Source organism: Pseudorhizobium sp. NPDC055634 (assembly GCF_053618655.1).
Genome location: NZ_JBSHHW010000012.1, coordinates 1 through 13,045, shown reverse-complemented (window position 1 = coordinate 13,045; position 13,045 = coordinate 1). Strand labels below are relative to the sequence as shown.

General features: G+C 64.7%; 13 protein-coding genes. 8 read left to right on the top strand and 5 right to left on the bottom strand.

Going from position 1 to position 13,045, the window contains the following annotated elements:
- Positions 1-39 precede the first annotated feature (39 nt).
- The 4 genes from chvE to araD1 all read right to left on the bottom strand — a co-directional run bounded on the left by chvE (position 40) and on the right by araD1 (position 4,991).
- Positions 40-1,104, bottom strand: coding sequence for a multiple monosaccharide ABC transporter substrate-binding protein (gene chvE, locus ACWGPT_RS17835; RefSeq protein WP_452606979.1), 1,065 nt, complete (start codon positions 1,102-1,104; stop codon positions 40-42).
- Between the two features lie 74 nt (positions 1,105-1,178).
- Positions 1,179-3,023, bottom strand: a complete 1,845-nt coding sequence (locus ACWGPT_RS17830) for an IlvD/Edd family dehydratase (RefSeq protein ID WP_452606978.1) — start codon at positions 3,021-3,023, stop codon at positions 1,179-1,181.
- Between the two features lie 47 nt (positions 3,024-3,070).
- A complete protein-coding gene (locus ACWGPT_RS17825) occupies positions 3,071-3,994 on the bottom strand; it encodes a Gfo/Idh/MocA family protein (RefSeq protein WP_452606977.1) in 924 nt (307 codons plus the stop codon).
- A 7-nt stretch (positions 3,995-4,001) separates the two neighbouring features.
- Positions 4,002-4,991 carry an AraD1 family protein gene (gene araD1 / locus ACWGPT_RS17820; RefSeq protein ID WP_452606976.1) on the bottom strand — a complete coding sequence of 330 codons (990 nt, stop codon included), beginning with the start codon at positions 4,989-4,991 and terminating at the stop codon, positions 4,002-4,004.
- A gap of 305 nt (positions 4,992-5,296) precedes the next feature.
- On the opposite strand from araD1, the gene ytfQ reads away from it, so the two are divergent.
- The 7 genes from ytfQ to ACWGPT_RS17785 all read left to right on the top strand — a co-directional run bounded on the left by ytfQ (position 5,297) and on the right by ACWGPT_RS17785 (position 12,045).
- Positions 5,297-6,256, top strand: a complete 960-nt coding sequence (gene ytfQ / locus ACWGPT_RS17815; protein ID WP_452606975.1) for a galactofuranose ABC transporter, galactofuranose-binding protein YtfQ — start codon at positions 5,297-5,299, stop codon at positions 6,254-6,256.
- A gap of 96 nt (positions 6,257-6,352) precedes the next feature.
- Positions 6,353-7,873, top strand: coding sequence for a galactofuranose ABC transporter, ATP-binding protein YtfR (ytfR, locus tag ACWGPT_RS17810; protein WP_452606974.1), 1,521 nt, complete (start codon positions 6,353-6,355; stop codon positions 7,871-7,873).
- Positions 7,873-8,901: an ABC transporter permease gene (locus ACWGPT_RS17805; RefSeq protein ID WP_452606973.1), complete on the top strand. Its 1,029-nt coding sequence runs from the start codon at positions 7,873-7,875 to the stop codon at positions 8,899-8,901. The genes ytfR and ACWGPT_RS17805 overlap by 1 nt, the downstream gene beginning before the upstream one ends.
- Entirely contained in the window at positions 8,901-9,899 is a 999-nt protein-coding gene (gene yjfF / locus ACWGPT_RS17800) for a galactofuranose ABC transporter, permease protein YjfF (protein ID WP_452607073.1), read from the top strand. Before ACWGPT_RS17805 ends, yjfF begins: the two co-directional genes overlap by 1 nt.
- Complete coding sequence (locus ACWGPT_RS17795) at positions 9,900-10,688, top strand: FadR/GntR family transcriptional regulator (protein ID WP_452606972.1); 789 nt, start codon at positions 9,900-9,902, stop codon at positions 10,686-10,688.
- A gap of 195 nt (positions 10,689-10,883) precedes the next feature.
- The gene (locus ACWGPT_RS17790) at positions 10,884-11,087 is read left to right on the top strand and encodes a CrpP-related protein (RefSeq protein WP_452606971.1); all 204 of its coding nucleotides are present in this window, start codon (positions 10,884-10,886) and stop codon (positions 11,085-11,087) included.
- Between the two features lie 247 nt (positions 11,088-11,334).
- The gene (locus tag ACWGPT_RS17785) at positions 11,335-12,045 is read left to right on the top strand and encodes a BA14K family protein (protein WP_452606970.1); all 711 of its coding nucleotides are present in this window, start codon (positions 11,335-11,337) and stop codon (positions 12,043-12,045) included.
- 62 nt (positions 12,046-12,107) lie between these two features.
- On the opposite strand, the gene ACWGPT_RS17780 is transcribed toward ACWGPT_RS17785, so the two are convergent.
- Positions 12,108-12,449 (bottom strand): PilZ domain-containing protein, encoded by a 342-nt coding sequence (locus tag ACWGPT_RS17780; RefSeq protein WP_452606969.1) that lies wholly within the window; start codon positions 12,447-12,449, stop codon positions 12,108-12,110.
- 230 nt (positions 12,450-12,679) lie between these two features.
- Between ACWGPT_RS17780 and ACWGPT_RS17775 the strand changes: the two genes are divergently transcribed.
- Positions 12,680-12,883 carry a CsbD family protein gene (locus ACWGPT_RS17775; protein WP_452606968.1) on the top strand — a complete coding sequence of 68 codons (204 nt, stop codon included), beginning with the start codon at positions 12,680-12,682 and terminating at the stop codon, positions 12,881-12,883.
- Positions 12,884-13,045: the final 162 nt, after the last annotated feature.

Below are 13,045 nucleotides of genomic sequence, written 5' to 3'. Positions count from 1 at the left end.
ATGCGAAGGCGCCGGCAATCGCCGGCGCCTTCCGATGCCTTACTGGATCTGGTCTTCGGTGTAGTAACCGCTATCGACCAGGACCTGCTTCCAGTTGTCCTTGTTCACGACGACCGGTTTCAGGAGGTAGGACGGAACGACCTTGACGCCGTTGTCGTAGGTCTTGGTGTCGTTGACCTGCGGCTCCTTGCCGCCCATCACGGCGTCAACCATATCGACCGTGACCTTCGCAAGCTCGCGGGTATCCTTGAAGATCGTCGAGTACTGCTCGCCGGCAAGGATCGACTTCACCGAAGGCACTTCCGCATCCTGGCCGGACACGATCGGCATGGGCATGTCGCCGCTGCCGTAGCCGACGCCCTTCAGCGACGACAGGATGCCGATGGAGATGCCGTCATAGGGCGACAGCACCGCGTCGAGACGCTTGTCCGCATAGGTGGAGCTCAACAGGGCGTCCATGCGGGCCTGGGCGGTTGCGCCGTCCCAGCGAAGGGTGGCGACCTTATCCATGCCGGTCTGGCCGCTGCCGACGACGAGTTCGCCGCTGTCGATCATCGGCTGCAGCACGCTCATGGCGCCGTCGTAGAAGAAGTAGGCGTTGTTGTCGTCTGGCGAACCGCCGAAGAGTTCGATATTGTAGGGGCCTTCCTTGCCGCTGGCCTTGAGCCCGTCCACGAGGGACTGGGCCTGCTGGACGCCCACCTGGAAGTTGTCGAACGTCGCGTAGTAGTCGACGTTCGGGCTGTCGCGGATGAGGCGGTCATAGGCGATTACCTTGATCCCCTGGTCCGCGGCCTGCTGCAGCACGTCGGAAAGCGTGGTGCCGTCGATCGAGGCGATGACCAGCACCTTGGCGCCCTTCACGATCATGTTCTCGATCTGCGAAAGCTGGTTCGGCACGTCGTCTTCCGCATACTGCAGGTCGGTGTCGTAGCCGCGCTCCTGCAGCACCTTCACCATGTTGTCGCCGTCCGCGATCCACCGCGCGGAAGACTTGGTCGGCATTGCGACGCCGACGAGGCCCTTGTCCTGTGCGGACGCGGGTGCGGCGAATGCCATCGACGCCAGCATCGCGGCTGTCGTCAGGTACTTGATGAGTTTCATGTCTGCTCCTCCTAAGCAACGGGCTTCACGCCCCAGATGAAAAGGCGGAGGCCTCCTGCCTCCGCCTCATGAACTCAGTGGTTGTCGCGCGGAATGCCTTCCGTCTGCGCGATCCGCTGGTATTTCACGGCCGGTTCGAGAACCGCGCCGGATTCCATTTGACCGACAAAGGTCCGCTGGATTTCCTGCCAGGGCGTCTGGTGTTTCGGATAGTGGTAGCCGCCCTGCGCCTCGAGCTCCCGGCGACGTTCCGCCAGTTCCTCGTCGGAAATCAGGATGTCTGCCGTGCCGCGGCCGACGTCGATGCGCACGCGGTCGCCCGTCTTCAGAAGCGCCAGGCCGCCGCCGGCCGCCGCCTCGGGCGAAGCGTTGAGGATGGACGGGCTGCCCGACGTCCCGGACTGGCGGCCGTCGCCGATGCAGGGAAGCGAGGTGATCCCCTGTTTCAGGAGATAGTCGGGCGCCCGCATGTTGACGACTTCGGCCGCACCCGGGTAGCCGATCGGCCCGGCCCCGCGCATGAACAGGATGGAGTATGCGTCGATGGCAAGTGCCGGGTCGTCGATATGCTTGTGGTAGTCCTCCGGCCCGTCGAACACCACGGCGCGGCCTTCGAAGGCATCCGGGTCTTCGGGGTTCGAGAGATAGCGGTCGCGGAATTCCGGCGAGATGACGCTGGTCTTCATGATCGCCGACGAGAACAGGTTGCCGCGCAGCACGCGGAAGCCGGCGCGCTCCTTGAGCGGCGCGTCGTAAGGACGGATGACCTTCTCGTCCTCGATGATCGCGCCCCGGCAGTTCTCGCCGATCGTCTTGCCGTTGACCGTCAGGGCATCCTCGTGGATCAGGCCCTGCTGCATGAGCTGGTTGACCACGGCAGGCACGCCGCCGGCATGATAGTAATCCTCGCCGAGATACTCGCCGGCCGGCTGCAGGTTGACGAGCAGCGGTACGTCCTCGCCATAGGTCTGCCAGTCGTCGACCGTCAGCTCGACGCCCATGTGACGCGCAAGACCGTTCAGGTGGATCGGCGCGTTGGTGGAGCCGCCGATCGCCGAGTTGACGCGGATGGCATTGATGAAGGCTTCGCGGGTCATGATGTCGGAGGGCTTGAGGTCCTCCTTCACCATCTCGACGATCCGCAGCCCCGTCAGGTAGGAAACCTCCTGCCGGTCGCGATAGGGTGCGGGGATCGCGGCGGAGCCGGGAAGCTGCATGCCGAGCGCCTCAGCCAGCGAATTCATCGTGCTCGCCGTGCCCATCGTGTTGCAGTAGCCGGTGGACGGCGCCGATGAGGCGACCAGCTTCACGAAGCCGGCATAGTCGATCTCGCCCTTTGCCAGCAGTTCGCGGGCCTTCCAGACGATGGTGCCGGATCCGGTCCGCTCGCCGCGGAACCAGCCGTTCAGCATCGGGCCGACCGAGAGCGCGATCGACGGGATGTTGACGGTGGCCGCCGCCATCAGACAGGCCGGCGTGGTCTTGTCGCAGCCGATCGTCAGCACGACGCCGTCGAGCGGGTAGCCGTAAAGGACCTCCACGAGACCCAGATAGGCGAGGTTGCGGTCGAGGCCGGCCGTCGGGCGCTTGCCCGTTTCCTGGATCGGATGGACCGGGAACTCGATCGCGATGCCGCCCGCTTCCCGGATGCCTTCGCGCAGGCGCTTGGCAAGTTCCAGGTGATGGCGGTTGCACGGCGAGAGGTCGGAGCCCGTCTGGGCGATGCCGATGATCGGTCGGTCCGACTGCAGTTCCGCCTGGCTGAGGCCGAAGTTCATGTAGCGCTCGAGATAGAGAGCCGTCATGTCGGCATTGGCCGGGTTGTCGAACCAGGCGCGCGAGCGCAGCTTGCGCACCTCCCCGCGGCGGTGATCCGTTTCGGCGATCTCGGTTGACGGCAGGTTTTCTGAATTGCTCATGTTCTTCTTCTCATGCGTGAAATAAGGGACGGACAGTCAAAAGGCCGTCAGTCCTCGAAAGCTTCGACACCCGTGCGCCGCCCCAGCATGAATGCGTCGGCGACATGCACCAGCGGCGAGAAATCGGCGTCGATCAGGCTGTCACCGACCAGCGACACGAAGTGGCGGTAGAGGTTGCGATATTCCTGGTCTTTCTCGACGATCCGCGGTTCGCCGTCCACGATCAGCCGGCTGCCGCCATGGGTCAGCACCACCGGCCCCTCCTGCGTGTCGATGCGGATGTCCCAGGTCTGCGGCCCGGTCTGCCGCCAGTCGAACTCCGCTTCCACCGGGACTCCTGAACCGGTCTCGAAGGCGAGCTTCGCTGCAATCGGCGCGGCGCGGTTTTCCGGAAAGAACAGGTCGGAGCGCGTAAGGTGGAACGCCTCCGGCAGGATGCGGGTGACGATCGACAGCGCGTTGATGCCCGGGTCGAAGACGCCGAGCCCGCCGGGCTCCCAGATCCAGGCCTGGCCCGGATGCCAGTGGCGGACGTCTTCCTTCCACTCCACCACGACGCGCCGAAGCGTCCGGTGGGCCAGAAGCGCCCTCGCCGGCTCCACCGCCGCCGCCTCGCGGGAATGCCAGGTGGCAAACAGGCTGACGCCATTCGCCTTGGCGAGGGCCTCGAGCGCATGGACCTCCGACAGCGTGGCGCCGGGCGGCTTCTCCAGCATGACGTGCTTGCCGGCGGAAAGCGCCGCGCGCGCCTGGGCGAAGCGCCCTTGCGGCGGCGTGCAGAGGGAGACGGCATCCACCTCGACATCCGACGCCAGAAGCTCGTCTATGTCGTTGAACGATGCCACGCCCGGCAGCGTCGCATTGCGGCTCGCCACCGCCACGAGTTCGATGCCGTCGGTCGCCTCGATCGCACCGAGATGCTGGTCCCTTGCGATCTTCCCGAGCCCGACGATGGCGAGGCGGATGGTCATCTCGGCCTCAGAGCTTGCGGACGGGGACGGAGGTGGACGTGGCGACGGTAAACCGGTTGACCAGCGGCAGCTTGAAGGGCTCCGCGGAGATTTCGAAGACGTCGTTTGGCTCCGTCTTGATGCCTTCCGAGAAGGAGAGCGTCGCAGTGCCGAAGAAGTGGACGTGCAGGTCGCCTGGCCGCCGGAAGAGATCGTACTTGAAGTTGTGATGCTCGAGATTGGCGATCGAGTGGGACATGTTCGCCTCGCCCGAGACGAAGGGCTTCTCGAAGACGACCTCGTCGCCGCGCCGGATGCGGGACGTTCCCTCGACGCTCTGCGGCAGGTCGCCGACGATCAATTCCGCACCGAGCGCCGCCTGGCGGAGCTTGGAATGGGCGAGCCACAGATAGTTGCCCTTCTCCGTCACATGGTCCGAGAACTCGTTGGCGAGACAGAAACCGAGACGATAGGGAATGCCGTCAGAGCCGATCAGGTAGATGCCTGCCAGTTCCGGCTCCTCGCCGCCGTCGAGCGCGAAACCCGGCGAGACGAGATCCTCGCCGGTGGCGCGCAACTGCGACCCGTCACCCTTGTAGAACCATTCCGGCTGCACGCCCTCCTGCCCTTCGGCCGGCTTGCCACCCTCCACGCCCATCTGGAACATGCGCATGGAATCGGTCGGCTTCTCGGCCGATTGCGCCGCCTTGTGCATCTTGTCGCGACCGTCGGCGGAGCCGAGATGCGTCAGGCCGGTTCCGGCCACGAAGAAATGCGCCGGATCGGGATGCGCGACGGGAAGACCGAGGCGGCCTTCGCTACGGGCACGATCCAGGTCCACCTCGGCTCCATAGCCGAGCGCGTCGATCTTCTCGGCAAGCGACTGGCCTGCCTCGATGGCAGCTTTGGCCAGTTCATAGGTGGACGTGACGCCGCGGACAGTTCGCGCAGCCCCAACACCGTCCCACGCGACCACCACCTGGCTGTCGCCCTCACGTACCTGAAGAATTCGAAGCATTGACCCTCTACCTGCGCATTCACGGATGCCGCCATGGCACCTCCCCGCACCACCGTCACAGATGGAACATTAATAGCACTATTGGAGGAAACGCGACCTTGTCAAGCAGAGCACAGAATATCAGGCTGTCTGACAACCCTTACAGAGAAGCCTAATATTTCCATTTGATTTCAATGGCCTGAGTGGTCATTCAAAATAGCTTCCAATGGACCCTGGTGGTGGAGCATCAAAAACGTCTTGCAAAAGTATGACAATATGCCAACTCTGTGTTGTCCATAGGCCATCATCTTCTGGGAGGATCTAAGATGAAGAAGGCTCTCGCGGCGGTTACCGTCGCCTTTTCCGCATGCCTGGCATCCACCGTTTCCGCACAATCCCTGACCGTCGGCTTCTCGCAGATCGGCTCGGAATCCGGCTGGCGCGCAGCCGAAACCACCGTCACCAAGCAGGAAGCGGAGAAGCGCGGCATCGACCTGAAATTCGCCGACGCGCAGCAGAAGCAGGAGAACCAAATCAAGGCGATCCGGGGCTTCATCGCACAGGGCGTCGACGCCATCCTCGTCGCTCCCGTCGTGGCCACCGGCTGGGATGCCGTCCTCCAGGAAGCCAAGGAGGAGGAAATCCCGGTCATCCTGCTCGACCGGCAGATCGAGGCGCCCGAGGACCTCTACCTCACCGCCGTGACCTCCGACCAGGTCCATGAAGGCAAGGTCGCCGGCGACTGGCTGGTAAAGGAAGTCGGCGACAAGGACTGCAAGGTCGTAGAACTCCAGGGCACCACCGGTTCCTCGCCCGCCATCAACCGCAAGAAGGGCTTCGAGGAAGCCATCGCAGGCCACGCCAACATCAAGATCGCCCGCTCGCAGACGGGGGACTTCACCCGCACCAAGGGCAAGGAAGTGATGGAGAGCTTCATCAAGGCGGAAGGTGGCGGCAAGGACATCTGCGCCGTCTATGCCCATAACGACGACATGGCCGTCGGCGCCATCCAAGCGATCAAGGAGGCCGGCCTGAAGCCGGGCACGGAGATCAAGATCGTCTCGATCGACGCCGTGCCGGACATCTTCAAGGCGATGGCCGACGGGGAAGCCAATGCCACGGTGGAACTGACGCCCAACATGGCGGGCCCGGCATTCGACGTCCTCGATGCCTACCTGAAGGACAAGAAGGAGCCGCCGAAGTGGATCCAGACGGAATCCAAGCTCTATACCGCCGCGGACGACCCGATGAAGGTCTACGAGTCCAAGAAGGGCCTCGGCTACTGATCGAGCCGGAGAAGGCGCAAGTGGCGCCTCTTCCCTGAACCAGACGGCCGGAAACGCCCATGCGCTTCCGGCCGCAGGCCGCAGGACATCCCGCACATGGAACCCACTCCCCTTCTGGAAGCCCGCGCCATCGGCAAGAGCTTTCTCGGCATCACCGCCCTCGACAGCGTCGACTTCACGCTGAGCCGCGGCGAGATCCACGCTCTTCTCGGCGAAAACGGCGCCGGCAAGTCGACGCTCATCAAGATACTGACCGGCGTCTACAGCCGCGACCGCGGCACCGTGACCCTGGACGGGGAAAGGATCGAGCCCGGCAACGTCGCCGAGGCGCAATCGCTCGGCATCGGTACCGTCTACCAGGAGGTAAACCTCCTGGAGAACCTCACGGTTGCCGAAAACCTCTTTCTCGGCCGCCAGCCGCGCCGGTTCGGTCTTGTCGACAGGCGGGAAATGCGACGGAGGGCCCGTGACCTCTTGGAAGGCTACGGTCTCGACATCGACGTGGACGCCCTCCTCTCTTCCTACTCCGTCGCCATCCGCCAGATCATCGCCATCGCCCGCGCCGTGGACCTTTCGGGGAAGGTCCTGGTGCTGGACGAGCCCACGGCGAGCCTCGATGCCCACGAGGTCGAGATGGTCTTCGCCGTGCTGCGGCGCCTCCGCGCCCAGGGGCTCGGCATCATCATCATCACCCACTTCCTGAACCAGGTCTACGCGATCGCCGATCGGGTGACCGTCCTGCGCAACGGCCGCCTCGTGGGAAGCCGGGCGATCGCCGACCTGCCGCGCATGGAACTGATCTCGATGATGCTCGGCCGCGAACTCCAGCACATCACCCACGAACACCATGCGGTCGAGGCCACCGTCGACAGGGGCGAAGCTCCGATCCGCTTCTCCGGTTACGGAAGACGCGGCAGCGTCGCCCCCTTCGATCTCGACCTGCGGCCCGGCGAAGTCGTCGGCATTGCGGGACTGCTCGGGTCCGGCCGCACCGAGACCGCCTTCCTGCTCTTCGGCGTCGATGCGCCAGACAGCGGCACCGCCCGGATCGACGGCAGGGAGGTCCGCATCGCCTCTCCCGAGACCGCCATCCGCCACGGCTTCGGCTTCTGCCCGGAGGAGCGCAAGACGGACGGCATCATCGGCGATTTCTCCGTGAGCGAGAACATCGCGCTCGCCCTGCAGGCAAGACAGGGGTGGTCGAGGCCCATCTCGCCGCGCGACCGGCGGAACCTGGCTGACGAATACATAAGGTCGCTCGACATCCGGCCTCCCGATCCCGATCGCCCCATCAAGTTCCTCTCCGGCGGCAACCAGCAGAAGGCGATCCTCGCCCGCTGGCTCGCCACCCATCCGCGCCTGCTGATCCTCGACGAGCCGACCCGCGGCATCGACATCGGTGCGCACGCGGAAATCCTCAAGATGATCGAGAAGCTGTGCGCCGAAGGCATGTCGCTCGTGGTCATATCCTCCGAACTGGAGGAACTGACGGCCGTCGCGCACCGGGTCATCGTGCTTGCCGACCGACGCCATGTGGCGGAACTGACCGGCGAGGATATCACCGCCGACAACATCATGAAGGCAATCGCGGCGCCATCGCAGACGGAGGCCGCCTGATGAACGCGCTGACCCGCCATCTGCGCCGTATCGCGCCGCAGCTTGCCGCGCTGGCGATCATCATCGCGCTGATCACCATCCTGTCGCCGGGCTTCCTCGACGTCACCTTCCAGAACGGGCGCCTCTACGGGAGCCTGGTGGACGTCATGGTGCGCGCCGCCCCCGTCGCGCTTTTGACGATCGGCATGACGCTGGTGATCGCGACCCGAGGCATCGACCTCTCGATCGGCGCCGTCATCGCCATCTGCGGCGCGGTCGCGGCGACCCTGATCAGCGACGGTCACTCCCTGGTGACCGTCATCGTCGTTTCGCTCGCAGTCGGCCTGCTCTGCGGCTTCTGGAACGGCTTCCTCGTGGCCGTCCTCGACATCCAGCCGATCATCGCCACGCTGATCCTGATGGTGGCCGGGCGCGGCATCGCCCAGCTCGTCACCGAAGGCGTCATCCTGACCTTCAACAACGAGAGCTTCGCGGCGCTCGGCTCGGGAACCGTGTCCGGCGTGCCGATCCCGATCCTGATGTGGGTGGGCGCGGCCGTCCTTGTCGGCCTTCTGGTGCGCCGCACGGCGCTCGGCTTTCTCATCGAGGCGACCGGCATCAACCGGCGGGCCGCCATGCTCGCCGGCATCCGCGCCCGCTTCCTGCTCTTCTTCGTCTATGCGGTCTCCGGCATCATGGCGGCGGTGGCCGGCCTGATCGTCACCGCCGACATCCGCGGCGCCGACGCCAACAATGCCGGCCTCTGGCTGGAACTCGACGCCATCCTCGCCGTGGTGATCGGCGGCAATTCGCTGAACGGCGGCCGCTTCTCCATCCTCGGGGCGCTCATCGGCGCGCTGATCATCCAGTCGATCAACACCGGCATCCTCGTCTCCGGCTTCCCGCCGGAATTCAACCTCGTCATCAAGTCGGGCATCATCATCCTGGTGCTGACGCTCCAGTCTCCCGCGGTCGCCACGCTGCTCGGCTTCCTGAAGCCGTCGCGGCGGACGGTCGAAACCGTGAAGGCGGAAAGGACGGCGCCGTGATCCATACCCGCAACCTCCCCTTCGTCGCGGCGCTCGCGATCTTCCTTCTCGCCTACCTCGCCTGCGTCCTGCAGTTTCCCAACATGCTGTCGACCCGCGTCATCGGCAATCTCCTAACCGACAACGCCTTCCTCGGCATCGCCGCGGTCGGCATGACCTTCGTGATCCTGTCTGGCGGCATCGACCTGTCGATCGGCTCGGTGATCGCGTTCACCAGCGTCTTCGTCGCGGTCATGATCGGCAGCCTCGGCGTCAACCCGATCGTCGCCTTCGGGGCGGTGCTCGCCATCTCCACCACCTTCGGCGCCGCCATGGGGCTGATGATCCGCTTCCTGGCCATCCCGCCCTTCGTCGTCACGCTGGCCGGCATGTTCCTTGCCCGTGGTGTGGCCTATCTCATCTCGACCCAATCGGTGCCGATCTCCCATCCCGTGATCGACGCGATCCAAGGCTTCTATTTCCGCTTTCCCGGAGGCGGACGCCTGACCGCCATGGCCATGCTGATGCTGGTCGTCTTCATCGTCGGCGCCTTCATCGCCGGGCGGACCCGGTTCGGCGCCAACGTCTACGCGATCGGCGGCAACCCGCAATCGGCCGAACTCATGGGCGTGCCGATCGGCCGCACGACGATCGGCATCTACGCGCTGTCCGGTTTCCTCTCCGGCCTCGCCGGAATTGCCTACACGCTCTACACCTCTTCGGGCTACTCGCTCGCCACCGTCGGGGTTGAACTCGACGCCATCGCCGCGGTCGTGATCGGCGGGACGCTGCTCACCGGCGGCGCCGGACTTGTCGCGGGAACGTTTGTCGGCATACTGATACAGGGGCTTATCCAGACCTATATCGTGTTCGACGGCACGCTGTCCTCCTGGTGGACGAAGATCGTGATCGGCATCCTGCTGTTCACCTTCATTGTCCTGCAGCGCGGCATTGTATGGTATTCGGATCGCAAGCTCGCCGAGGGGCGCCTGGCGGATGCGCGCCTGAAGGAGGCATGATTGGGACTGCTTGAATCGACGATCACCGGCCACAGGGGTCGCAGCAGCCACGCACATGTGGTTGCCGAGCTTGGCAGTGCGATCGTCGCCGGCAGGATTCCCGAGGGCTCACTTCTCCCTGGCGACGTGGAGCTCTCCGCCCGCTTCGGCGTCTCCCGCACCGTCCTTCGCGAGGCGATGAAGACGCTCGCCGCCAAGCGGCTGATCGAACCCAAGGCCAAGGTCGGCACCCGCGTCCTCGACCGTTCGAAATGGAACTTCTTCGATGCCGACGTGCTCGGATGGCGCTGCCAGTCCGGGCTCGACTTCGACTTCATCGAGCACCTCGCCGAAATGCGGCTTGCGCTGGAGCCCGCGGCGGCGGCGGCGGCGGCCCTGCGCGCCTCCAACGACGACATCGTCCAGCTCTACGCCATCGCCGCGCGCTTCGACGACATCAGCCACACGCCCGAAACCATCGCCCAGGTGGACCTCGAGTTCCACCAGGCGATCGCGCGGATGTCCGGCAATCCGTTCATGCGGTCGGCAAGCGCAATCGTCGAGGCGGCGCTGGCGATCTCCTTCCAGCTCTCCTCGCCGGCAGCCTCTCCCGAGAAGATTGCCGAAGTCGCCACCAACCACCTCCGGATCGCCCATGCGATCGCCTCGCGTGATCCGGAAAAGGCGGTCCAGGCAATGCGCCACGTGATCGAGGTCGGCAAGGGCCGCATTCGCGCCTCGATCGCTCCGTCCTCCGCGGGCATGGCCGAGACCCCGGCCGTCGGTCTCCCCGTCGCGACCGTTTTCTGAACGACGTCCGGCACCTGGCCGTCGATTTGCGATCCCGCCCGGCCCCCACGTGCGGCGCGCGCAGGCTCATTGATCCTGCTCAACAACTTAACCCCCACAATCTGCTAGGTGAGCGTTGCGACTATGGTACGACTCTGACATGGTCCGGGAAAATTTAGACCCGACTGATATTGCATTAAGGCCAGCAGGTTACCCGTGCCGTTCGAAAATCTCGTCGATTTCCAGCAGGATGGCATGGCCGCAAGGACGCGCGGCCTCGGGCACGAGAGCAACCCGTTCCTGGCGCGCGAACGCCTCCCCCAGATCACCGGCGAACCGACCGAGGAATGGCGCTGGAAGGCGGAAGCCTGGCTGTTCGGCTGGCTCGTGGAAAACGCCTGGCGGCAGGATGAGCGTTAGGCCTCAGTCGTAAACGGGGGTCGTTTCCGGCGGCTGATAGTCGGACGGACTGTTGGTGGCGCAGGCGCCAAGCATCAGGACGGCGAACAGGGCAAGAATTCTCACTGCGATCTCCAGGTTTGACCGCCGCCAAGACTAGGGGATGGCGGTTACCAGGACCTGAACTTTAGGCGAGCATCGGCCATTGCGCGGAACTCCTCCGCACAACCCGCATTCTAGAGCGGGAATGCGGAATGCGGAGAATGCCATGAAATCGCTCGTCTCGCTGGTTCTCGCAACCGGTCTTGCAGTGCTCCTTTTCATCGGAGGGTTCATCGGCCTGATCCGGCTGATGGCGGAGGAGGACCCGCACCGTTTCGCCAACCTCGACGGTACGCCGCTCTGGACCAACGCGCCTGTAAAGGTCAATCCCTCCGCCCAGGACTACGAGCGGATCGCGGCGGCGCCGGTTCCCCCGGTCTTCGCGGCGATGGCCGTGGAACTTCCGCCCGAGGAAAAGGAAAAGCTGCGAATGGCGGCCCGGCAGGCTGGCGATGCCGATCCGGGTCTCGACCAGGGCACGACCGGGGCCGTGGATCCCGTCGAACTCGCCGCGACCCCGCACGCCCACTGGTGCGCCGGCAGATACCGCTCCTATCGCATCGAGGACAACAGCTACCAGCCCTATGGCGGCCCCCGCCGCCAGTGCGAGTCGCCCTTCATGGATGACCTGCAGGCGGTCGGCGCGGAAGGCAGCGAGATGGCGGAGGAAGTCGCCTACCGCGACATCGCCCGTTCCGGCCTGCCCTCGGCCGAACCCGCCCATCTCGAAGACGACGCCTATGCCCAAAATGCGCAGATGCCGGTCAACGCCCATGTGGAATGGTGCCTGCAGCGCTACAATTCCTACCGCCCGCAGGACAACAGCTACCAGCCCTATGGCGGACCGCGCCGGCAGTGCGTGTCGCCCTTCGGCTGACGCGGACGCTCACGCTCAGAGGCCTCCCCCACAGCGGATGCCGCCCAGGCCGACCAATCGCGTCAGCCCGCCGGAACGAGCGGTTCCCTGTGATAGAACTTGAAATAGGCATGTACTTTCGCGGCCGTATTCGAACTCGGATCGAATTCGACGCCGATACGGCGCTCGCGTAGCCAGCGCACCTGCGCCTCGACCGTGCAGAACCCGTCGCACTTCACCTTGACCTGGCTTCCCACGATGCCGTGGAAATTGCCCATGAGGTCGATCGCCGCGCCCGACGGTGAAAGGTCGCGGAGCACGCCGGCGGTCTGCGTGCCCATATGGATGACCGTGACTTCCGCGCGGGTCTGCCGCCGGAGCGCTCGTCTGGGCTTCCTGCCCGCATTCCCTGCCAGCTGGTGCATTGCCACGTTCCTTGTGCGGCCCCTTGGCAATCGTCGCAGCGTCGCGTTACCGCCCCATTTCGGAAATCGCTAGAATGCGAGCGATACCCTGCTTTTCCCACCGTCCCTCGGATTACCCCCCACCGGGCCGGCGCCTGCCCGGGATGACAGCCCCTTATCGACCGCAAGCCAGAACAATTTCCCGCCTCACGCGTTGTCCGACGTGTGAAAAACAAAATGGAGGAAATCCCATGGATTGGAACCGCGTGGAAGGTAACTGGAAGCAGGTGAAGGGCAAGGTCAAGGAACAGTGGGGCAAGCTCACCGACGACGACCTCGACCGCATCGAAGGCAAGCGCGAACAGCTCGAAGGCAGGATCCAGGAACGCTACGGCTACGCCAAGGACCAGGCCCGCAAGGACGTCGACGACTGGTACGCCCGCCAGACCTGGTAACCCTCGCTAGACGTCACCGCATGGCCCCGCCCTCGGCGGGGCTTTTTTTGTGTGCGGAGCGTGGGGTGATGCCCGACCTGAGAGATAGGTGACGAAACGTACCGGATACATGGGTAACACTTTCCGTTTTGCGGGAGGTGTTGATGCCGTGGAAAGAGATTT